Genomic DNA, 21,533 nt, shown 5'->3' on the forward strand with positions numbered 1-21,533 from the left:
CGCATGCCGCCTCGCGACCGCATTGCCGAACGCGCCCGCGCGCTTGATGCTGCTGATGGGCTGGCCGCCTATCGCGCGGCGTTCACCGTGCCGGAGGGCGTGATCTATCTCGACGGCAATTCGCTGGGCGCGCTTCCGGTGAAAACCGCCGATGTGCTCGCCCGCGTGGTGACGCAGGAATGGGGTGAAGGTCTGATCCGATCGTGGAACAGCGCGGGCTGGTTTGACATGGCCGCACGGATCGGCGGCAAGATTGCCCCGCTGGTCGGCGCTGCCCCGCACGAAGTGATCGCCTGCGATTCGACCAGTGTGAACCTGTTCAAGCTGATTGCAGCGGCCTTGCAGATGCGTCCGGGGCGCAGCGTGATCCTGTCGGAGCCCGGCAATTTCCCGACCGACCTCTACATGATTGCCGGGCTCGAGGCGCAAGGCTTGGCCCAGCGGCGACTGGCACCGCGCGAAGAGCTGGCCCAAGCACTGGGCGAGGATGTCGCGCTGCTGATGCTCACCCATGTCCATTACAAGACCGGTGCACTGCATGACATGGCGGCCCTGACCCGCGCTGCGCACGAAGCGGGGGCGCTGGTGCTGTGGGATCTGTCGCATTCGACGGGGGCACTGCCGGTTGATCTGCGCGGTGTGGCTGCGGATTTTGCGGTGGGCTGCGGCTACAAATATCTCTGCGGTGGGCCGGGCGCGCCCGCCTTTGCCTTCGTCGCCGAGCGGCACCATGGCCGCTTCGCCCAGCCGTTGACCGGCTGGTTCGGCCATGCCGCGCCGTTTGCCTTCAGCGATGATTACGACCCCGCGTCCGGCATCGGCCAGTTGCAATGCGGCACCCCGCCGGTGCTGGGGCTGGCCGCGCTCGAAGTGGGGGTTGATCTGATTGCCGAGATCGGGGTCGCCCCGCTCTATGCCAAATCGCGCGCGCTGTCGGAGTTCTTCCTTGCATGCCTTGCGGATCTGGATGTGGCGCTTGCGCTTGTCAGCCCGGCGGCGAGCGCGCAGCGCGGCAGCCAGCTCTCGTTCCGCCATCCCGATGCCTATGCGATCTGTCAGGCCTTGATTGCCCGCGGGGTGATCGGCGACTTCCGCGCGCCTGATGTGCTGCGGCTGGGCTTTGCCCCGGCCTATCTGCGCTTTGCCGATGTGGCCGAGGCTGCCCGTCATCTCGCCGAAGTGGTGACCGGGGGCGAATGGCAGAACCCGGCCTTCCGCCAGCGCGCGGCGGTGACCTGACGCTGTGCCGTGCGTGGCAGCGCGGCGCTAGGGCGTCGCCGCGCCTGCTCCGGCCAGCACAGTCTGGCGAGCCAGTACCGCCAGCAGATCGGATCGGGTCACGATGCCGACCAGCCTCTCTTGCGCGATAACCGGTGCTGCCTGCACCCCGCCATCGGCCAGCATCTGCACCAGCACGCCGATGCCATCGGCCGGGCTGACGGTTTGCAAGCGTTGGGTCATGATGTCGCGCGCGGTCTGTTGGCCAAGCGCAGGTGCGAACAGGCGGCGCAGGGCTTGGCTAAACCCGCCTGCTCCCGAAAAGGGCAGTCCTTGCGCGCGCTGGATCAGATCATTCTGCGAGATGATCCCGAGCAACCGCTTGTCGGTAGCGACAACCGGGAGGGTCTTGAAGTGATGCTGGCGGAACAACCGCGCGATGGTGGCCAGCCCGGTTTCCGGTCCGACCGATACGACATCGTGCGACATGATCTCCCCGCATGTCAGGCTTGCGAAATGGCGGCGGGCCGCCTCGGCTTCGGCCACGGCAAGGATGCGCCCGAAATCCTCGGCCCCGATATTCGCGCCGAGATTGAACTGGGCCAGCACCTGTTCGAGCGCGCTGGCGGAGAGGCCGAGCCTTCTCTCAGGCCCGGCATCGGCGGTGGCATGCACTCCCGGCGCATCCGGCTGGCGGAAGGGGTAGTGGCGCCCTGTCAGGCGGTTATAGGCAATCGCCAGCAGCACCAGCAGCGCGGTATCGAGCAGCACGGGAGAGATGGCAAAGGCCAGCCCGACGGGTGTCCCTTCCTGCGCAAGCAACACCGTCGCCAGTGCCACCGCGCCGCCCGGCGGGTGCATGGCGCGCATCGCGGCCATCGCGATAATCGCGCCGCCGACGGCCAGCCCGACACTGATTTCGGCGGGCAACCCGAGTTGGAGCACCGCGATCGCCACCAGTGCGGAACCGGTGTTGCCGACCACCGCCGAGAACGGCTGGGCCAGCGGCGAATTGGGGACGGCAAAAAGCAGGAACGCGGTCGCCCCAAGCGGCGCGATCAGCAGGAAACTGGCCATGTCGCCGCGCCAGCCATGGAGGATCACCAGCAGCCCGCCGCACAGGGTCAAGGCCAGCCCTGCACCACAGGCAGCGCGCAAGGCTTCGGACGCGCGCGGGCGCGGCATGGCGGGTCCGATCATGCGCAGCATCCGCCGCAGGTTGTTCGTCATGGTGATTTCTCATCCCACCTTGTCGGATCACCCGGCCTCGCCGGTGCGATCCCGTGTGACCTGCGCGATCACGCCTGACAGCAACGCCCGGGTCACCGCATCCTGTTCCCACGCATAGACCGATAGGGTCATGGGGGCAGGCGGCGTCAGCGCGGTGCATTCCCGGACTGCGTAGCCGCCGATTGTGCCGCGCGGCAGGATTGCCAGACCCAGCCCGGCTTCCACCGCGCGCAGGACGCTCATCAGGCTGTTGCCGGTAAAGGCCAGATACCAGCGCCGCCCCGCTGCCTCGATCAGGTCGATCATCTGATCGCGATACAGGCCTCCCGGCGGGAAGGCCACCAGCGGCAGCGGATCGGGCCACGGCGCGGCGCGGCGGGCGGCTTCCACCCAGACGAGCGGTTCGGGAAAGCTGACGCGGGCATCGGCCTGCGCCTGCGGTTCCTTGACGATCACCACATCGCATGCGCCTTCGCGGAAACGCTGCGCCAGCTCCCGGCTGAGCCCGGTGGTCACGTCGAGGCGCACTTCGGGGAATGCTGCAATGAAGCGCGCGAACTCGGCGCTCATGCAGGCCGTCACCAGATCATCGGGCACGCCAAGCTTGATGGTGCGCGTGCCCGCGGGATCGGTGAGCAGCAGCTCGGCCTCCCGTTGCAGCGCGAGAATACGGCGCGCATAGCCGATCAGGCGCTCGCCCGTCGGAGTCAGGCTGACCGGCCGCGCGCTGCGATCGAGCAGCACCGCGCGCACCCCTTCTTCAAGGCGGCTGATCTGTTGGCTGACCGTCGATTGGGTCGAATGCAGTCGCTCGGACGCGGCAGTGAAGCTGCCGGTGTCAGCCACGGTCACGAAGGTCAGGAGGAGCTTGTGATCAAACACGCCCAAATCATTACAAATGCGAATGATAAATATCCAATCATTTAATTCGCAAATGAAATGCTGCGAGCCTATTGCGACCTCCACCCCCCAAAGGCCGCTTTGCCCCATCTCAGGATCACGCCGATGACCATCACCCGCCTGCTTGCTCCCCTTGCGCTCAGTCTGCTTGCCGTTCCCGCGACGGCGGCAGAGATTTCGACCCATGTGCTTGATCTCGCCGGAGGGGTCGGGGGTGCCGATGTCCCCGTCACGCTGTCGCAGCGCGATGCGCGCGGCGACTGGGTTGAGGTCGGCAAGGCCCGCACTGACGCGAACGGCCGGGTGCGCCGGTTCGAGGAAGGCGCGGATTTCGCGCCGGGCATCTACCGCCTGCAATTCGACATGACGGCCTATCCCGATGCCGCGGCGCAGCCGTTTTTCCCGGAAATCACCGTCACCTTCCGGGTCACTGATCAGGCTGGTCATTACCATGTCCCGGTGGTGGTCAGCCCGTTTGGCTATTCCACCTATCGCGGCAACTGATGATGACCATGCAGGCTGCCATCACGCTGGGGCTCGCGCTTGCCGCCACCCCGCACAACCCGCACGCCCCGCTGGAACAGCGGACGGTCTCGCTCGCGATGGCCAAGGCTCTCGCCGATGCGGCGCTCGCCTCTTGCCGCGCGATCGACCGGGATGCAGTGGTGGCCATTGTGGATCGCGGCGGCAATCTCGTCGTGTTGCAACGCGGCGACCAGGTCGGGCCGCACAATACGCGTGCTGCCGAACGCAAGGCCTTTACCGCCTTGTCGACCAAAACCAGCACGGCAAGCCTTGCCGAGCGCGCGGCCTCCGATCCCGGATCACGCAATCTGACTTCGGTTGCCGAGCTGCTTTTGCTGGGCGGCGGGTTGCCGATCCGCCATGGTGAAGAAACCATCGGCGGCATCGGGGTGGCAGGATCGGGTAGCTCTGCCAGCGATGATCACTGCGCGCGGGCGGCGCTCGAACAGGTCGCCGGATAGCGACGCGTGCCGCTGCGGCGCGCCCGATCAGAAACGCAGGACCACATCGCCATGCCCTCCCCCGGATCACGCCTGCGCAGCTGGTTCTGGTCACGCCCGTACCTGCTGTTGACCTTCACCGCGCTGTTCTGGGCGGGCAATTCGCTGGTCGGACGGGCGGTGCGCGATGTCATGCCGCCGGTGGCCTTGGCGTTCTGGCGTTGGACCTTGGCGCTTGTGATCCTGCTCCCCTTCGCCTGGCCCTATCTGCGACGGGATTTCGGCGTTCTTAAACAGGAATGGAAATGGCTGCTCGCGCTGGGAACGCTCGGCATCGGCGGCTTCAACACGCTGCTTTACACCGGCCTGCAAACCACCACGGCGGTGAATGGTCTGCTGCTCCAATCCTTGCAACCGGCGCTGATCACCTTGCTCGGCGCATGGGTGTTCCGCGAGGCCGTTCGCGGGCCGCAGATCATCGGGATCGCGCTTGCCATGATGGGCGCTTTGCTGATTGTGCTCGGCGGCGATCTGGCTGCTCTGGCCAAGTGGCAGTTCAACCCCGGTGATCTGGTGATCTGCGCCGCAGTGGTGGTCTGGTCCTTCTATTCGATACTGCTGCGCAAGCGCCCGGCGGTCCATCCGCTGAGTTTTCTCGCCGCGACCTTCCTCATCGGGATGATGGTGATCGCGCCCTTCTATCTCGCCGAAATCGCCCGCGGCAGAGTGATGGCGCACCAGCCGGAAAGCTGGCTGGCGATTGCCTATGTTGGCCTGTTCCCGTCGCTGATTGCCTATCTCTTTTTCAATCGCGGGGTGGAATTGCTCGGCTCGGCTGCCGCTGCGATGTATCTCAACATCATGCCGGTGATCGGGGCCGGGCTGGCTGCCCTGTTGCTCTCGGAGCCGATCCGCTGGTTCCATGTCCTTGGCGTCTTGCTGGTCGGCAGCGGAATTGCCGCAGCGGCGCGTCGCGCGGTGCCCTCGCGCGCCTCCTGATAAGAGTTGCCTGGTTGGTGGGCTGAGGTGGTCGAACGCGCTACGGGCGAGCAGAATTGTCGAGCATGATGGGTTGAAGGTGGAAGGCTATGCTACGACCAGACCAGTTTTCCAGCCGAGTGAAGCTCTTTGGGGCAGAAAGTTAGCTGCGACCGCGAGCACTCTTCCTGCGCCAAGCCAATTTACGCCCAAGGCTCTCGATCTTCCGTGCAGGCAGCTCCAACAGGGCGTTCCGTCCTCTTCGGCGCAAAATTTCGCCGCTGACATTCGTTGCGGTGCTGAATTGGGACCGGCATGGAGCTGGTTCAGCCTCGCTCTGGCCGAAGCGGTCGCCCCTGAGGTGATTGAAAAAATGGCGCACCCGACAGGATTCGAACCTGTGACCTCTGCCTTCGGAGGGCAGCGCTCTATCCAGCTGAGCTACGGGTGCATCTGGGCCTGCGCCGGGGCGCGGTTGGCAGCACGGCACGCGATTAGCAAGCCTGTGGCTGCAGCGCTAGCCCCGGAATTGCCCGCCGCGCCGCAATCGCCGCGATCTTCGCTTCGGCCTTGCATCCGCCGCTACGCCGTCTTAACCAATCTTCAAGGCAAGGTGCCTAGTATCGAGCCATGCCTGCGCTTACCCCTGATGACATGCGCAACCTGCGCCAGACCGCCTTTGCCGCGCGGCACCCGGTCGATTCGATGATCGCCCGCTGGCATGCGATCCAGAACAGCGCACGCAAATTGGCCGGGCTGGCCGAACTCGGGCAGGACAGCCTGCCGCTTGGCGAGACTGATTTCATCACCGCGCTGGAACAGGCTGGGGACTGGCAGCGCGAACTCGCCTGGCAGGCTGTCGAGGACATGGCCGCGATGCTCGATGTCGGCATGGCGGCGCTGGCGGTGCTGGAAAGCCGGGGCATCGCGCCGCGCATCCCGGCTTTGACGCTGTGGCGCGAAGTCGATGCGGCGCAGCGCAACCTGCTGGCGATGTTGCGCCTCGCCAACGAGAGCACGGCCACGGCCACCGCCTGAGCCCATCGCAGGCTTGACCGATGTTCGATCTATGTTCCATGCAGGGCCATGGTCGAGCCCGCGCCTGCCCCTTCTGATTCGTCGCTTGGCGCTGCCGATGTCGCGCGCGGAATCGCGCGGCTGTTTGCCCGCAATGACATCTGGTGCCTTGGCGAAGTGCCGTTGCGCAACGGGCGCCGCGCCGATCTGATGGGGATTGATGCCCGCGGACACGTGGTGATTGTCGAGATCAAGGTCGCCCGCAGCGATCTGCTGGGCGATGGCAAATGGGGCGATTACCTCGACTATTGCGACCGATTTTACTGGGGGGTGCCGCCGCTGCTGGACCGCGCACCGCTCGCCAGCGATGCCTTCCGGCCCGAGGCCTGCGGCGTGATTGTCGCCGATGGCTATGATGGCGAGATCCTTCGCCCGGCCCCGCTGGCTCCGCTGGCCGCCGCGCGGCGGAAGGTGCAGGTCGAACACCTCGCGCGGATCGCGCTGCGGCGACATGCCGCGCTAATCGATCCGCTCTGCGCCGTGCTGGATTAGCCCCGCCCGCATTTCACCGCTGTCGCGCCGCGCAAAATTGCGCCATGATGCCACCATGATCCCTGCTCACTGGCCTGTCCCGCTGGCGCTGTTCGTCGCTGGCTTTGCCGTTACCCTGATCGTCGCGCTGCGTTACCTGCTTACCAGCGGGCTGTTTGCCTGGCTGACGCATCGGGTCCGCCCCGGTCTGTACGATGGCAAGCGGGCGCAGATCGGCAAGGAGATCCGCTGGTCGCTGATGTCTGCCGCGATTTACGGCGTGCCAGCCGGGATCGTGCTATGGGGCTGGCGCAAGTTCGGCTGGACCGAGATCACGCTGGCGTGGGACGCGCTGCCCGCGTGGTATTGGCCGGTCTCGGTGCTGATCTACCTGTTTGCGCAGGATACGTGGTTTTACTGGAGCCACCGCGCGATGCACCGCCCGCGCCTGTTCCGGCTGGCCCATGCGGTGCATCATCACAGCCGCCCGCCCACGGCGTGGACCGCGATGAGCTTTCACCCGATCGAGGCGGTGAGCGGGGCGCTCCTGATCCCGCTGCTGGTGTTCCTCGTGCCGATCCACCTGTCGGCGCTTGCTACAGTGCTGACCGTGGCGACCGTCATGGGCGTCACCAATCACATGGGGTGGGAGATGTTCCCGCGCTGGCTTGTTCATTCGCGGTTGGGCGACTGGCTGATAACCGCCAGCCATCACGAGCGGCATCACGAGGATTACCAATGCAATTACGCGCTCTATTTCCGCTTCTGGGACCGGCTGTGCGGCACGGACCGCGGGTTGTCGCGCCGGATCGTCGAAGCGGCGGGGCGCGCCGTCCCTTCGCCCGCCTCAGTGCCCGCCGAGTGAAGCGGCTCGCGCTCTTCACGGGCCTGATCGGAGCAGGCTTCGCTGCGGCCCCCGCGAGCGCTGGCGAGGTGGTGATCACCGTCACCGATCTGCGCAGCACCAAAGGCGTGGTGCGGGCGTGTATGACCACGCGCGAGGATGTCTTTCCCAAATGCATCAAGGACCCGGAATCGCACCGCGTGGTGGTGCCTGCTGGAGAAAAGGTCGAAATCCGCTTCACCGGCGTCAAACCCGGCCGCTATGCGATCGCGCTGCTCCATGATGAAAACAACAACGGCAAGGCGGATCGTGCGATGGGGATGATGCCCAAGGAAGGCTATGGCTTCTCCCGCGATGCGCCCGTGCGCATGGCTCCGCCCAAGTTCCGTGACGCCGTGTTCGAACAGGGCGAGACCTCCCAGCGCCTGACGGTCAAGATGCGCTATTTCCTTTAGCGCTCCACCACGCAGGCATGCCTGATCGGGCATGCGACGACTTTCGCGCTGCACTTAACGCAATGTTTACTACAACCTGCCACTTTGCCCTGAGATCGACATAAGGGGCAGGTTGCGGCCATGGACACTTTGCGAGGCACTTTCGGTTCGGGCGACTCGGCCGGCCTGGATGATGCAGACAGCCCCGAGGATGAGGGCGTGGCAGCGCGCGCGTCTGCTGCCGGAACCGTCTCGGTGAGCGCGATTGGTCAGGACGAGCGCCGGATGCAGGTGCGCGCCTATAACCATTGGGCCAGCCAGCTTGAAGACCGGATGTTCCCGCTGATCGAAGATCTCGATCCCGCCAGTCTCGCCGATTTCGGCCCATTTAGCGTGCTGATCGACTTCACCGGAGGGATCGAAGACCCGGCGGTGCAGTTCCTCGGCGATCGCCTTGCCGCTGAATGCGGCGCCTCTGGGCCGATCCAGCACTTGTCCGATGTGCCGCCGCGTTCGCTGCTCTCGCGCATCACCGATCACTATCTGCAAATCCTCGCGAACCACGCGCCGATCGGGTTCGAGGCCGAATTCGTCAACCAGCGTGGCGCTTCGACGCTCTATCGCGGCATTCTGCTGCCCTATTCGAGCGATGGTGAGACCATTGATTTCCTCTATGGGGTGATCAACTGGAAAGAGATCGCTGATCAGGTCGCGGCTGACGAACTGCTGCTCGAAATTGATCAGGCGCTCGACCTCGATTCCGCCATGGCGGAGGACGATGGCGAGAATGAGGAAGTACCCGGCCGGGCGCCCGATGCGCTTACGACCTGGGCCGATTCGCCCGCTGCGGAATTGGCGGGCGACGACTCGAATATCGCGTCGCTTGGCCTTGGTGCTTACCCGGTGAACCTCGACGAAGACTTCCCGATGCCGCAATTCGGAAGTGCCGGGGAAGATGAGGACGAGGGCGAGGACGATTTTGCGCGCTACGCGCTTGAAGGTGCGTTCGACGAGGATGACGACGACGAAGAAGAAGGTGCAGAGGATGCCAGCGCGTCCTACAGCTTCGCCTCGTTGACAAAGTGTGTCGAAGGCACTGGCAAGAAGGCGATCGATCCAAGCGCCTTCGTGCTGCAAGAGGATGACGCGCCCGAATATGACGCGGGTGCCGATTACGCTGCTGTCGAGCCGGGTTACACCGCTTTCGAGTCGGATCATGCGGACGACGAACCGCACGAGGCCGCCGACGTGGTCCCGGTGGCAGCCCCTGAACTTGGCGCGGATGCCAATCTCCATGATTTCCTCGCCGCCGCGCGTGAACTGGCTTACGCCGCTACCACGACCGAGGATCGCAGCCGCTGCGCGCTCTATGCGGCGGTGAGCCGGGCCTATGATTTCTCGCTCGCTGCCGAGGAATCGCCCGAAGATTATGCCGAACTGATCGCCGAGGCGGGCCTTACGGTCCAAGAGCGTGCGCCGATGACCCCTGTGGTCAAGCTGGTGTTTGGCGCGGATTACGACAAGACGCGGCTTACCGAATATGCCGCCGTCCTCAGCCATGCCCACCGGCTCACGCTGGAGCGCGGCACGTTGGCGCGCTTCCTTGAGGATTATGACGGCGGGCTCAAAGCCGTCGTCAAGGCCGAGCGCCGCCTGCGCCGTGGCGAGGCGGGCAAGGAAGTCGAGGATGATGGCGCGGTGCGTGAAGCGCTCGCGCAAGCGCTGCGCGCGCTCGAAGCGATGAGCCTCGAGGAGCTCGATGGCGGCGGCCCCGAATTCGCGCTGGTGCTGGTGCGCCGCGACGAGGTTGGCTGTGTCGAAATTCTCGGCGAACTGCCCGAGGATGTCGCCATGATCGAACGGGCCGCGCGTAAACTGGTCGGCTAAAAGCGCGCCTGCGGGCACGCTTCAGTTTCGGTTCAGGCCAAAACCTTGTAAGGCGGGTGGGTAATGCGCGCTTCACCCCCGTTTCAGCCGTTCCGCCTGCTCGCTCGCGTCCTTGCGATGCTGGCAGCCAGTGCGCTGGTGGTGCAGCCGATCGCAGCGCAATCGATCCTGCGCGATGCGGAAACCGAACAATTTATGATCGATCTGGCCGCCCCGCTGGTGGCGGCCTCCGAACTCGAGCCGGGCAATCTCGAGCTTGTGCTGATCAATGACGGCTCGATCAATGCCTTCGTCGCGGGCGGGCAGATGGTGTTTGTCCATTCCGGCCTGCTCAATGCCGCGGATACCGCCAATGAAGTGCAGGGCGTGATCGCGCACGAAATCGGCCATATCACCGCAGGCCATGTCAGCCGATTCGAGGAACGGACCAAGGCGGCCACCGGCATCAGCATCCTTTCGCTGCTGATTGGGGTGGGCGCGGCCTTGGCAGGCGCGCCGGAAGCGGCGTTCGGATCGATCATGGCTGGTCAGACCGCGGCGATGGGCTCGTTCCTTGCGTTCAACCGCGATCAGGAAGCCGCCACCGATCTTGCCGGGGCGCGCTATCTGTCGGGCGCGGGCATTTCCGGGCGCGGCATGATCAAGTTCTTCGAACGTCTGCGCAGCAATGAAATCCGGCGGGGTTTCAGCCAATCGCAAGAAGCGGGCTATATGCGCACCCACCCGCTGACGGGTGATCGTATCCAGACCCTGCGCGATCTGCTTGAAGAGGACGCGGCGTGGGATGCCCCCGATGATCCCGCCTTGCAGGAGCGCTTTGTCCGGGTGCGGGCCAAGCTTTACGGCTATCTTGCCGAACCGCGCCGCACGCTGACCTATTTCCCGCCCTCCGATACGACGATCCCGGCGCGCTATGCGCGGGCCTATGCCTACCACAAGGACGCGCAGATCAACAAAGCGCTCGCCGAGGTGGAGGCCCTGATCGCGCGCGAGCCGGACAATCCCTATTTCCTTGAGCTGAAAGGCCAGGTCCTGCTTGAATCAGGCCGGGTGCGTGAAGCGCTCGAGCCGCTCAAGCGGGCGACCGAGCTGACCCGCAATCACCCCCTGATCGCCTCGGTCTATGGCCATGCGCTGATCGCGACCGAGGACAGCGATTTCCACGGCGAGGCCGAGCGGGTGCTGCGGGCGGCGGTATCGCGCGATCGCTTCAATCCTTTCGCGTGGTATCAGCTCGGCGTTGTCTATGCCGAACGCGGTGATATTCCCCGCGCGCGGCTGGCCAGTGCCGAACAGCAGGTGATGAACCGCCGCTATCCCGAAGCGCTGCGCAACGCACAGGCTGCCGAGGCTGCGCTGCCCTATGGCTCGCCCGACTGGATCCGCGCGCAGGATATCTCCTTGCAGGCGCGCGCCGAACTGGAACGGCTGAGCAAGCAGCGCTAAGGACCTCTGATGACCGATCCGAACCCCCGCCAGCCGCTGCGCTGGTCGCACACCCTGCTTACCGCGCTGCTCGCGCTGATATTCGGCTTCGCTGGCGCGGCGATCTGGTCTTATTCCGGGCTGGGTGACAGCCGCACCCGCACCTACTTGCTCGCCAATCCCGATCTCCTGCCGCAGATGGTTTCGGCCTACGAAGCGCAGGAAGCGCAAAAGCGGCTTGCCAATATCGACAGCCAGGTCTTCACGCCTTTTCCCGGCGCGGTGATCGGCAACCCGCAAGGCAAGCGGGTGCTGGTCGAATTCACGGACTATAACTGCCCCTATTGCGCCAAGAGCCTGGAAGATGTGGAGCGGCTGGTCGCGGATGACCCCGATCTCAAGGTCGTGATCCGCGAATGGCCGATCTTTGAGGGCAGCAACATTGCCTCGCGGATGGCGCTGGCTGCCGCAATGCAGGGCAAGTATCGCGCTTTTCACGAAGCCATGTTCCGTATCGGCGATCCCGCCGAAGCCGCGCGCGCCGCCGGGCTCGACATGGCGCGGGCGCAAGCCGACGGGATGTCGCAGGCCGTCAACGATGAACTCGCGCGCAATGCCGAACTCGCCCGGACGATGGGCTTCAATGGCACCCCGGCATGGATTGCGGGCAAGCAGACGATTTCCGGTGCGGTCGGCTATGCGGCGCTGAAGCGCGCGCTTGAGGATAGCAGTGCAAGCTGAACGGTGGGGCAGCCGTGGTTGCGTTTCCCCGGCACGCAGGCACGCTGCGTGTTCTTGTCGCCATCATGGCGACGCCGCTGGCCGCTGCGACCCCGCCACCTCTCGAGGGTACCAACCTTGCCGCTGAACGCGCTGCCATCGCTCGCTTTCAGGATCATGATCAGCGCTTGCAGGATCTGGGCTGGCGGCTGGTGCGTGGCAATGCGGCATTCTGCCCGCAGGTGATCCCGTCGATCGGGCTGCAATTGCAGGACGCGGCAAGTTATGGCCGCCCCGACATCGCCCGTGCCGCGCTCGGGCTTACCGGCGATTTCGCGGTGCAGACCGTGGCTGCGGGCTCCCCGGCGCAGCAGGCAGGAAGCCTCACCCGCAACCGCGAGATCACCCGCTTGGAGCGGTTTGATCCCAATGGCTGGCCGGCGGGCGCGCAGTTGGACTGGCGACGGGTCACCCGCGCGCATGACCATATCACCGCGATGCTGACCGAGCATGGCGGTATCGCGATCGGCTTTGCCGATGGCGCTGCGGTGCGTGTTCAGCCTGCCCTCGTCTGCGCAACCCGCTTCGAACTGATGGGCGAAGGCACCGCCGCGGTGGCTGATGGCACGCGCGTGGTGATCGGGATCGAAGCGCCCGGCTTTGCCGATGATGATGCCATGATCGCGGCCATGCTCGCCCACGAGCTGGCGCATAATCTGCTGGGCCATGCCGCTTGGCTTGATCGCAAGGGCCGGGCCGCGCGCCAGATCAGGCGCACCGAGCGTGAGGCTGATCGCCTGATGCCATGGCTGCTCGCCAATGCGGGCTTTGCGCCCGAGGTGGCGGTGGGCTTCATGCAGGCATGGGGGCCGCGCCTTCCTGCACGGCGCCTGATCGCACCCACGCATGATAGCTGGACCAGGCGGGTGCGGGCGATTGCGGCGGAATTGCCGCTGATCGCTGCCGCCCGCGCGGTTGAAGGCCAGGCCGATTGGCGGCGTCATTTCCGCCGCGAGATCGTCCCCGACGATGGCGGGTGACCGCCGCTGATCTGCGACCAATGGTGGCATATGCGCGCCTTTCGCTGCCCACGGCGCGCGAAAGGCGGTGCAGGCCCTCGCAAAATCAGCTAGGCTCGTTCCCTATGGCAGTGCTTGCAATCCAGCCCGCGCCGTTCTTTGCGAGCAAGAACAGGGCGTTCTGGAACCTTCAGCTGGCGGGCTGGGGGGGCGCTTTCGTGCTGCGCGGCGCTTCGCAGATCGTGAGCGGTCAGCCGCCGAGCGTGCTGGTGCTGATCCTGCTGACCACGATCACCGGCTTTTCGATCAGCTGCATTCTTTCGGTGGTCTATCGCCAATTGATCCACCGCCGCCCTCTGATCACCTGGGGCGTGACAACCTTGGCGCTGATGCTGGCGGTGATCTGCCACGCTTCGATCGATGCCTGGGTACAGGGTATCTATTACCCCAACACCGCCGAAATCACCTTTGCCCAGCGCTTTATCGCGCTGATCCTGTTCCCGCTTACGTTGCTCGGCGGGTGGAGCGCACTCTACTACGCGATCAATTTCTTCCTGACGGTTGAGGAACAGGCTGACCGGTTGGAGCGGCTCGAAGCCCAGACTACCGCGGCCCAGCTGGCGATGCTGCGCTATCAGCTCAACCCGCATTTCCTGTTCAACACGCTCAATTCGATTTCGACGCTGGTGCTGCTCAAGCAGACCGAACCCGCCAATGCCATGCTGACACGGCTTTCGGGGTTTCTGCGCCACACGCTGATCACCGAGCCGGGGAGCCTTGTCACCCTCGCGCAGGAGATCGAGACCTTGCAGCTCTATCTCGATATTGAACGGATGCGCTTTGAAGAGCGTTTGCGCACTCATTTCGAGATCGACGATGCCGCGCTGGGGGCCCAGCTGCCCTCGATGCTGTTGCAACCGCTGGTCGAGAACGCGATCAAATATGCCGTCACCCCGCAGGAAGAAGGCGCGCGCATTTCGGTGAGCGCGCGGGTGCTGGGCGAGCGTCTGCGCATCACCATCGAGGATACCGGGCCGGGGACGGAAGAGCCGCTCAGGCTTGATCAGCTCGATCCCGGCCGCCTGCGCGCCGTGAGCGAGCCGGGCCAGCCCGTGTCCACCGGGGTCGGGCTTGCCAATATCCGCAATCGCCTGATCCAGGCCTATGGCGATGCCCAGCTTTTCGAAACCCGCTCCGAGCCGGGCGGCGGGTTCACGGTTCTCATCGAAATTCCCTATGTCCGGGCCAAACCGCCCGAGGCCGCCGCACCCCCCGCATCAGCGGCCACCCCGTCCCAGGCTTCCGGCGCTGAGCCCGGGCGGGTCATCCCCCTCAATCCCCAGCGCTCCACGGGATCCTAAAGACCTATGACGATACGCACGATCCTCGTCGATGACGAGAAGCTCGCCATTCAGGGTTTGCAATTGCGTCTCCAGCCCTTCGAAGATGTCGAGATCATCGACACCTGCGCCAACGGGCGCGAGGCGATCCGCAAGATCAAGACGGAAAAGCCCGATCTGGTTTTCCTTGATATCCAGATGCCCGGTTTCGATGGCTTTTCGGTGGTCAAGGGCGTGATGGATATCGAACCGCCGCTATTCGTCTTTGTCACCGCCTATGAAGAACACGCGATCCGCGCCTTCGAGGCCAATGCCGTCAATTATCTGATGAAGCCGGTTGACGAACAGAAGCTTGCCGACACCATCGAGCGCGTGCGCCAGCGCCTCGCCGAGAAGAAATCCGCCGAGGATGCCGAACAATTGCGCGATGTGCTCGCCGAAGTGGCCCCGGATATCGCCGCCGATCTCGCCGAAACGGCGTCGACGGCGGTGGATACCGCTGACCGCTTTGAAAAGCTGATCAATGTGAAGGATCGCGGGCAGATCTTCCGGGTCGAGGTCGATACCATCGAACATATCGAGGCGGCGGGTGATTACATGATCATTTCGACCGGCGACAATTCGCTGGTGCTGCGCGAGACGATGAAGGATCTCGAACGCCGGCTTGATCCGCGCAAGTTCCAGCGCGTCCACCGTTCGACAATCGTGAACCTCGATCTGGTGCGGCAGGTGCGCCCGCATACCAATGGCGAATGCTTCCTGGTGCTGGAAAGCGGTGCCGAGGTAAAGGTGTCGCGCAGCTACCGCGACGTGGTCGCCCGCTTTGTGCATTGATGTGTGCGAGCCCGCCTCCGCGGGCTCGTCCTCGCTAGACGCGCAGCAAGCTGCGCCCGCTGCGGGCGGGCGGTCGCCCTTGCGGAGCCTGCGGCTCCGAGTGTGAACAAACACCGTTCGTGCTGAGCTTGTCGAAGCACTGTTTTTCCTTCTACCAAAGACAAGGACAGCCCTTCGACAGGCTCAGGGCGAACGGAGTTTATCTTTTGACCTTCACCCTCCCCGGCTTCGACCTCGCCCGGTTCGTTCGCGCAACCCTCGCCGAAGATCTTGGCGAGGGGCTGCCCGGCGGCGGGCGGGACGTTACATCCGAAAGCGTGATCCCCGCCGATGCGCGCTTTTCGGGCGTGATGGACAGCCGCGATGCGATTGTCGTCGCGGGACTGCCGCTCGCCGAGGCCTTCTTCCGCGAGCTTGATCCGGATTGCACCATCGAAAGCTTGGTGCATGATGGCGATCAGGTCGCGCCGGGCACCGATCTCATGCGGATCGAAGGCCGCGCCCGCGCGCTGCTGACGGCGGAGCGCAGCGCGCTCAACACGGTGCAGCATCTCTCGGGCATCGCCACCCTGACCCACGCCTATGTCACCGCGATGCGCGGGCCGGGCGGCAACCCTGCCTGCACGCTGCTCGATACCCGCAAGACCATCCCCGGCCTGCGCGCCCTGGAGAAATACGCAACGCGGCAGGGCGGGGCGCAGAACCACCGCATGGGACTGTGGGATGCGGCGATGATCAAGGATAATCACGTTGCTGTTGCCGGTTCTGTCGAGGAAGCGGTGCGGCGCGCGCGCGCGGCGGGTGTGGATCGCATCATCTGCGAAGTCGATGAACTCGCCCAGATCGAACCGGCGCTCGCCGCCGGGGCGCATCACCTGCTGCTCGACAATATGGCGCCGGACATGCTGGCCGAAGCCGTGCGGATGGTGGCGGGCCGAGTGCCGACTGAAGCGAGCGGCGGGGTGAACCTCCAGACCATCGCGGCCAAGGCTGCGAGCGGGGTTGATTACATTTCGGTCGGACGCCTGACGCAAAGCGCGCCTGCCGCGGATATCGGGCTAGACTTCAAGCCCCTATGATCCCGCTGTCGCAGCCTCGCCCCACCGCGATCAACATTTTTGCTGCTGCGTTCTTTACGGCGGCCTTGGTGCCGTTTCTCGACGGGATCAGCGATCTCGCGCTGACGGAAACCCGCTTGCAAGTGGAATATCCCTATTTTCCGTGGGACCGCGACCGCGTGATCATCTGGCTATCGAGCTGGCTCACGATTGCCCTGATCCCGCTGGCGATGGTGTGGCTGCTGGCGGCGCCCTTTGCGCGTTGGCTGGTGAGCGCGATGACGCTGCTAAAGGCTCCCGGCGCGCTGGCGAGCGCAGCGGTGCTGTTTGAAGGCAATGGCGAGGCAGAACGACTGATCAGCTTCGCCTTTGCGGTGCTCGGCGTCGTGATGCTGTTCCTGCCTGCGAGCCAGCAATGGTTTGCTCGGCCCAAGGAGATTGATCCTGCGGTGTTCGAATAGCCTGCTGGCTCTGGCCGCGCTGGCGCTGTCCGCCGCAGCCCATGCCCAGGCCTATCAATGCCGCGCGCCGCAGGTGGCCCGCGTCCCTGCGATCACCCCCGATGGCCCGCGCCGGGTCCTGCCTGTAAGCGGCTACACGCTGGCGCTGTCGTGGAGCCCGGAATTCTGCAAACCGCGCCAAGACGCGCGCGCCCATGCGTTCCAGTGTTCGGGCGCGCAGGGCAGCTTCGGGCTGGTGGTGCATGGGTTGTGGCCGGAAAGCGGGCAGGGCTGGCCGCAGTGGTGCCCATCCGAGGCAAAGCTCACCCCTGCCGATGTGCGCGGCGCGCTGTGCATCATGCCCTCGGACCGGCTGGTTGCCCGGCAATGGGCGAAGCACGGAGCCTGCATGACCAAGCGGCCTGCGACCTATCTCGGCGTCACCCGGATCTTGTGGCAATCGCTGCAAATTCCCGATTACGACCGGCTTAGCCGCGAGGAGGCGCTTACTGCCGGTGACATCCGCCGCGCCTTTGCCGCGGAAAACCCCGGCTGGCCGGTGAGCGCGATCGGGGTCAAGCTCAACGCGCGCGGTTGGCTCGAGGAAATCCGCCTGTGCTATTCGGCGCGGTTTCGCCCGATCCGCTGCCCCGCGGGGCGCTGGGGCGCGAAGGATGGCACGCCCGCGAAGATCTGGCGTGGGATGTAGCCACGCAGATCGCAGGACTTCGCACCGGAACTGGTGTAGATGGCACGGGTGAACAGGTCTTCAGCGGGGGTCCTATGAAGCGAGGGATCGGCGGATTTGCGGTTCTGATCGCGCTTGTTGTTGCGGCATTTTTCGTCAGTCCATGGCCGAGTGTTTGGATCATCCGCGCGGTCTTTGATCGCGGGGCTGCCGAGGCTTCGGCCAAGCTTGCGAACCTTGTTTCGGACTCCATCACGACCACGCGCCATCGCTATGATCCGGCTGATCCGCAGGCGATGCTTGATATTCACCGGCCTGCCAATCTGGTCGCCGGCGCGCCGGTGGTGGTGTGGATCCACGGCGGCGGATTTGTTTCGGGCCGGCGCGGGGACATCACGAATTACGCCAAGATCCTCGCCGGCAAGGGCTTTGCTGTCGTCAACATCGATTACACGATCGCGCCCGAGGCGACTTATCCCGGCCCGATCCGCCAGACCCTGCGCGCGTTGGCCTTCCTCGACCGCGAAGGTGCAAGTCTCGGACTGCCGAGCAAGCGCTTTGTGCTCGCAGGCGATAGCGCGGGCGCGCAGATCGCCGCGCAGACCGCGGCGGTCGTTAACCATCCCGCCTATGCGCGGGTGGTGGGTGTGACGCCCGAGCCGGGCGCCTACCGCATTGCCGGGGCGCTGCTGCATTGCGGGGTCTATGATATCGCCGATATGGGCCGGGACGGGGGGCTGCTGGGCTGGTTCGTCGGCGCGGCGGGCTGGGCCTATAGCGGCAAGCGCGACTGGCGCAATGACCGCCAGTTCCTCACCATGTCGCTCGCTCCGCACCTGACCAAAGCCTTTCCGCCTGCCTTTATCAGCGCGGGGAATGCCGATCCCCTCGGCCCGCAATCCGTGGCGCTCGCCCGCAATCTGGCCGCCGCCGGGGTGCCGGTCGAGACGCTGTTCTTCCCGCCCGATCATCAGCCAGCGCTGGGGCATGAATACCAGTTTGATCTGGCCACGGCAGCGGGGCGGCTGGCGCTGGAAAGATCGGTGGAATGGCTGCGTCAATTGGACGAAGCGCCCTGAGCGCGCGTGGTGTGCGGCAAGGCGCGCTCGCGTAGGGCGCAGCCTTGTGGCGGGATCAGCCGGTCAGGATTTCAAACCTTGGTTCATAGGTGATCGGGAAGTTCACCGACCGTGCAATGAAGCAATAGCGATGGACATCGTGATGGATCGCTTCGGCTCGGCCAAGGTCAGTGCCGTCCGCGACCACGATCATCGGCCGCAAGGTCGCGCGCAGGAATTGCCCCGAACCATCAGCGTGCACCTCACCCATGCCAAGCGGATCATCGGTGTAGCGGTGGACGACAATCCCGGCGTTGCTGGCGAGGTGGAGATACCACAGCATGTGGCAGCTCGAGAGCGATGCCAGCAGCAGGTCTTCCGGATTGGGCAGGGCCGGATCGCCGCCGAGGAGCGGATCATTCGAACAATGGATAACCGGCTTGCCGGGCGTCACCACATCCCACGTGCGATCATAGCCCCGATAGGTCCGCGTCCCCTCGCCGCGATTGCCGGTCCAGTCGATCCGGCAGGTGTATGCGTGTTCCCGTGCCATCCCGCCTCATCCTTCCCACGGCTGGCTTGCAATTTCCGATCCGATAGCACCATCCCCTTGAAAGGGAACTCGGTTGCTGCGCATGCGCGCCGTCGCTTTCGGCCATCCAGCTTCCTGCCTCATCTCCCGCTCACTCGACGGGATGCGCAAAATGGCGTATTTCTTCCTCCGGATCGCCTACCTAGGGGTGTCAGCCCACCATCTGGCAAGGGACGTGCGATGAAACAGGGGCTTGTCAATCTGTTGCCGCCCGCGACACTTGCGGCGGTGTTCGCTTTCTGGGCCTTTGCCCCGCAAGCCTGGGTCGAAGCGCCGTGGACGATCGTCGTGGTCGGCCTTGTCGTGATCGCTTTCGTGCAAGTGATGGAACTGGTGTTCGAACGGCACGAAGGCTGGCGCATCAATCGCCGCGAGCTGGCGACGGATATCTTCTATGTTGCCTTCGGCTACGGCGTGATCGGGTTTCTCAGCGATACCCTGATCAATTCGCCGCTGCGCGAACTCAAGCAGGAGCTTGGCATCGCCACGCCGTGGCTCGCCGATATGCCCTTCCTTGTGCAGGTGCTGGCGGTGATGCTGCTGTTCGAATTCGGCCAGTACTGGATGCACCGCGCGATGCACAATTGGCATCCGCTGTGGTTGACCCATGCGCCGCATCATCATGTCACCCAGCTCAACGCGATGAAGGGCTTTATCGGCAATCCGATCGAGCTGTTCCTGATCAGCCTCGGCGTGATTGCGCTGCTTGATGTTGATCTGAACGCGCTGTTCGCCGCAATCACCGGCGCGGGCGTGATCGCCACCTATGCCCATGCCAATGTCCGGGCTGATCCGCCGATCTGGTATGGCTTCCTCTTCACCACGATCCGCAATCACAGCCTGCACCACACCGCGCTCAGCTATGAAGACACCCGCTGCAATTATGGCAATTCGGTGATCCTGTGGGACCGCGTGTTCGGCACCTATCGCGAAGGGGAATCGGCGGTTGTCGGGCAGGACGAACGCAAGCGCCTCTCGATCCGGGAGCAGTGGCTGTTCCCGTTCCTGCCGTGGCTGGAAAAGCGCAAGCTGGCTGGTGGCTAGCCGCCCCTTAACCGGGGTGCGCGGCGATCCATTCTTCGACCACCGGCGCAACCTTGGTGCGCCAGCGACTGCCGTTGAAGATGCCGTAATGGCCCGCGGCTTCGGCCATGTAGTAGCGCTTCTTCGCTTCGGGCAGGTTCGGGGTCAGCTTGAGCGCGGCACGGGTCTGGCCGAGGCCTGAAATATCATCGCGCTCGCCTTCGATCGCGAGCAGCGCGGTATCGGTGATCTGCGTGATATCAACCAGCTCGCCCTTGTGGCGGAACTCACCCTTGGGGATCGAGTGCTTCTGGAACACCTCTTCCACCGTCTGGAGGTAGAATTCGGCGGTCATGTCGCAGACGCTGCGATATTCGTCGTAGAAATCCTTGGTCGCCTGCGCGCTGGCTTCGTCGCCGACGGTGAGATGCTTGAACATCTCGTAATGGCTCATCATGTGGCTCGACAGGTTCATGCTCATGAAGGCCGAAAGCTGCATGAAACCGGGATAGACCCGGCGGCCCGAACCCCGGTATTTGAGCGGCACGGTGGCGATCACGCTCTGGCGGAACCATGCGATCGGGCGCTGCATCGCCATGTTGTTGACGACCGTGGGACATTCGCGGGTGTCGATCGGCCCGCCCATCATGGTCAGGGTGAGCGGAGCGGCGGGTGACTTATGCAGATTGAGCAAGGCCGTTGCGGCAAAGGCCGGCACGCTCGGCTGGCACACCGCCATCATGTGGATGCGGTGGCCGCCATTGGCCTCAGTGATGAATTCGGCAAAGTCGATCAGGTAGTCGATGTAATCGTCAAGATCGAACTTGCCCGCCGATAGCGGCACATCACGGGCATCAGCCCAATCGGTGATGTAAACCTCGCAGGATTCGAGCATCCGCTCAACCGTTCCGCGCAGCAGCGTGGCATAATGCCCGCTCATCGGGGCGACGATCAGCAGCTTCGGGCGATCATGTGACACACCATCGACGCGAAAGCGAAGCAGATCGCCGAACGGACGCTTGAGCACCGTGGACTGCACCACCGGATGCGAGGCGCCGTCGATTTCGACATGGGTGATGCCGAATTCCGGCTTGCCATAATGCGCGGTGGCGTGGGCGAAGACATCGAGGGCGCTCGCCATCATCGGGCCCATGCCGAAGTAATCGAGCGATTTGGCAGGCCCGGCCAGCACATTGGCACCCATCGCAGCAAAGGCACTGGCGCTCGACATCCAGGTGCGCTGGAGTTCATAGGCGTGGTAGAGCATGTGCGGCCCCTTGCTGGCGTGACGAACACTTGCGCTTCTCGGTGGAGCGCTTGGCACCAGCAAAT

Annotated in this window: 23 protein-coding genes and 1 tRNA gene; 19 read left to right on the forward strand and 5 right to left on the reverse strand. The window is 64.6% G+C overall.

Going from position 1 to position 21,533, the window contains the following annotated elements; translation table 11 throughout:
- Nucleotides 1-3 precede the first annotated feature (3 nt).
- Nucleotides 4-1,239: a kynureninase gene (gene kynU, locus SOQ14_RS08170; protein ID WP_322897571.1), complete on the forward strand. Its 1,236-nt coding sequence runs from the start codon at nucleotides 4-6 to the stop codon at nucleotides 1,237-1,239.
- Nucleotides 1,240-1,266: 27 nt separating this feature from the next.
- On the opposite strand, the gene SOQ14_RS08175 is transcribed toward kynU, so the two are convergent.
- A complete protein-coding gene (locus SOQ14_RS08175; protein WP_322897572.1) occupies nucleotides 1,267-2,448 on the reverse strand; it encodes an HPP family protein in 1,182 nt (393 codons plus the stop codon).
- A gap of 27 nt (nucleotides 2,449-2,475) precedes the next feature.
- A complete protein-coding gene (locus SOQ14_RS08180) occupies nucleotides 2,476-3,330 on the reverse strand; it encodes a LysR family transcriptional regulator (protein WP_322897573.1) in 855 nt (284 codons plus the stop codon).
- 123 nt (nucleotides 3,331-3,453) lie between these two features.
- Between SOQ14_RS08180 and uraH the strand changes: the two genes are divergently transcribed.
- Genes uraH through SOQ14_RS08195 form a run of 3 tightly spaced genes read left to right on the forward strand, consistent with a single transcriptional unit; the run spans nucleotide 3,454 to nucleotide 5,312 of the window.
- Nucleotides 3,454-3,852, forward strand: a complete 399-nt coding sequence (gene uraH / locus SOQ14_RS08185; protein WP_322897574.1) for a hydroxyisourate hydrolase — start codon at nucleotides 3,454-3,456, stop codon at nucleotides 3,850-3,852.
- 8 nt (nucleotides 3,853-3,860) lie between these two features.
- Nucleotides 3,861-4,334: a GlcG/HbpS family heme-binding protein gene (locus tag SOQ14_RS08190; RefSeq protein WP_322897575.1), complete on the forward strand. Its 474-nt coding sequence runs from the start codon at nucleotides 3,861-3,863 to the stop codon at nucleotides 4,332-4,334.
- Between the two features lie 51 nt (nucleotides 4,335-4,385).
- Nucleotides 4,386-5,312, forward strand: coding sequence for a DMT family transporter (locus tag SOQ14_RS08195; RefSeq protein ID WP_322897576.1), 927 nt, complete (start codon nucleotides 4,386-4,388; stop codon nucleotides 5,310-5,312).
- 353 nt (nucleotides 5,313-5,665) lie between these two features.
- On the opposite strand, the gene SOQ14_RS08200 is transcribed toward SOQ14_RS08195, so the two are convergent.
- Nucleotides 5,666-5,742 (reverse strand) — tRNA-Arg (locus tag SOQ14_RS08200).
- A gap of 179 nt (nucleotides 5,743-5,921) precedes the next feature.
- Here SOQ14_RS08200 and SOQ14_RS08205 point away from each other — a divergent pair.
- From SOQ14_RS08205 to SOQ14_RS08270, 14 genes are all read left to right on the forward strand, one after another.
- On the forward strand, nucleotides 5,922-6,329 hold the full coding sequence (locus SOQ14_RS08205) for a hypothetical protein (RefSeq protein WP_322897577.1): 408 nt from the start codon (nucleotides 5,922-5,924) through the stop codon (nucleotides 6,327-6,329).
- A gap of 48 nt (nucleotides 6,330-6,377) precedes the next feature.
- Entirely contained in the window at nucleotides 6,378-6,860 is a 483-nt protein-coding gene (locus SOQ14_RS08210; RefSeq protein ID WP_322897578.1) for an MmcB family DNA repair protein, read from the forward strand.
- A gap of 55 nt (nucleotides 6,861-6,915) precedes the next feature.
- Nucleotides 6,916-7,704 carry a sterol desaturase family protein gene (locus SOQ14_RS08215; protein ID WP_322897579.1) on the forward strand — a complete coding sequence of 263 codons (789 nt, stop codon included), beginning with the start codon at nucleotides 6,916-6,918 and terminating at the stop codon, nucleotides 7,702-7,704.
- A complete protein-coding gene (locus SOQ14_RS08220) occupies nucleotides 7,701-8,138 on the forward strand; it encodes a DUF2141 domain-containing protein (protein WP_322897580.1) in 438 nt (145 codons plus the stop codon). The genes SOQ14_RS08215 and SOQ14_RS08220 overlap by 4 nt, the downstream gene beginning before the upstream one ends.
- 120 nt (nucleotides 8,139-8,258) lie before the next feature.
- On the forward strand, nucleotides 8,259-10,004 hold the full coding sequence (locus SOQ14_RS08225; protein ID WP_322897581.1) for a PAS domain-containing protein: 1,746 nt from the start codon (nucleotides 8,259-8,261) through the stop codon (nucleotides 10,002-10,004).
- A gap of 63 nt (nucleotides 10,005-10,067) precedes the next feature.
- Nucleotides 10,068-11,450, forward strand: coding sequence for a M48 family metalloprotease (locus SOQ14_RS08230; RefSeq protein WP_322897582.1), 1,383 nt, complete (start codon nucleotides 10,068-10,070; stop codon nucleotides 11,448-11,450).
- Nucleotides 11,451-11,459: 9 nt separating this feature from the next.
- On the forward strand, nucleotides 11,460-12,170 hold the full coding sequence (locus tag SOQ14_RS08235; protein ID WP_322897583.1) for a DsbA family protein: 711 nt from the start codon (nucleotides 11,460-11,462) through the stop codon (nucleotides 12,168-12,170).
- Nucleotides 12,171-12,184: 14 nt separating this feature from the next.
- Nucleotides 12,185-13,189: a M48 family metalloprotease gene (locus tag SOQ14_RS08240; RefSeq protein WP_322897584.1), complete on the forward strand. Its 1,005-nt coding sequence runs from the start codon at nucleotides 12,185-12,187 to the stop codon at nucleotides 13,187-13,189.
- 104 nt (nucleotides 13,190-13,293) lie between these two features.
- Nucleotides 13,294-14,529: a sensor histidine kinase gene (locus tag SOQ14_RS08245; protein ID WP_322897586.1), complete on the forward strand. Its 1,236-nt coding sequence runs from the start codon at nucleotides 13,294-13,296 to the stop codon at nucleotides 14,527-14,529.
- Between the two features lie 6 nt (nucleotides 14,530-14,535).
- Entirely contained in the window at nucleotides 14,536-15,342 is an 807-nt protein-coding gene (locus tag SOQ14_RS08250; protein WP_322897587.1) for a LytR/AlgR family response regulator transcription factor, read from the forward strand.
- A gap of 206 nt (nucleotides 15,343-15,548) precedes the next feature.
- Nucleotides 15,549-16,421: a carboxylating nicotinate-nucleotide diphosphorylase gene (gene nadC, locus SOQ14_RS08255; RefSeq protein ID WP_322897588.1), complete on the forward strand. Its 873-nt coding sequence runs from the start codon at nucleotides 15,549-15,551 to the stop codon at nucleotides 16,419-16,421.
- The gene (locus tag SOQ14_RS08260; RefSeq protein WP_322897589.1) at nucleotides 16,418-16,861 is read left to right on the forward strand and encodes a hypothetical protein; all 444 of its coding nucleotides are present in this window, start codon (nucleotides 16,418-16,420) and stop codon (nucleotides 16,859-16,861) included. The genes nadC and SOQ14_RS08260 overlap by 4 nt, the downstream gene beginning before the upstream one ends.
- Nucleotides 16,839-17,549, forward strand: coding sequence for a ribonuclease T2 family protein (locus SOQ14_RS08265; protein WP_322897590.1), 711 nt, complete (start codon nucleotides 16,839-16,841; stop codon nucleotides 17,547-17,549). Before SOQ14_RS08260 ends, SOQ14_RS08265 begins: the two co-directional genes overlap by 23 nt.
- A gap of 74 nt (nucleotides 17,550-17,623) precedes the next feature.
- Nucleotides 17,624-18,607 carry an alpha/beta hydrolase gene (locus SOQ14_RS08270; RefSeq protein ID WP_322897591.1) on the forward strand — a complete coding sequence of 328 codons (984 nt, stop codon included), beginning with the start codon at nucleotides 17,624-17,626 and terminating at the stop codon, nucleotides 18,605-18,607.
- Nucleotides 18,608-18,662: 55 nt separating this feature from the next.
- Here the strand turns inward: SOQ14_RS08270 and SOQ14_RS08275 are convergent, their stop codons facing one another.
- On the reverse strand, nucleotides 18,663-19,139 hold the full coding sequence (locus tag SOQ14_RS08275) for an OsmC family protein (RefSeq protein ID WP_322897593.1): 477 nt from the start codon (nucleotides 19,137-19,139) through the stop codon (nucleotides 18,663-18,665).
- A 219-nt stretch (nucleotides 19,140-19,358) separates the two neighbouring features.
- Here SOQ14_RS08275 and SOQ14_RS08280 point away from each other — a divergent pair, with 219 nt between their 5' ends.
- Nucleotides 19,359-20,222: a sterol desaturase family protein gene (locus SOQ14_RS08280; protein WP_322897594.1), complete on the forward strand. Its 864-nt coding sequence runs from the start codon at nucleotides 19,359-19,361 to the stop codon at nucleotides 20,220-20,222.
- A 7-nt stretch (nucleotides 20,223-20,229) separates the two neighbouring features.
- Here the strand turns inward: SOQ14_RS08280 and SOQ14_RS08285 are convergent, their stop codons facing one another.
- Nucleotides 20,230-21,468, reverse strand: a complete 1,239-nt coding sequence (locus SOQ14_RS08285; RefSeq protein WP_322897595.1) for a polyhydroxyalkanoate depolymerase — start codon at nucleotides 21,466-21,468, stop codon at nucleotides 20,230-20,232.
- Nucleotides 21,469-21,533 lie beyond the last annotated feature (65 nt).

Source organism: Erythrobacter epiphyticus, assembly GCF_034653295.1.
Taxonomy (GTDB): domain Bacteria; phylum Pseudomonadota; class Alphaproteobacteria; order Sphingomonadales; family Sphingomonadaceae; genus Erythrobacter.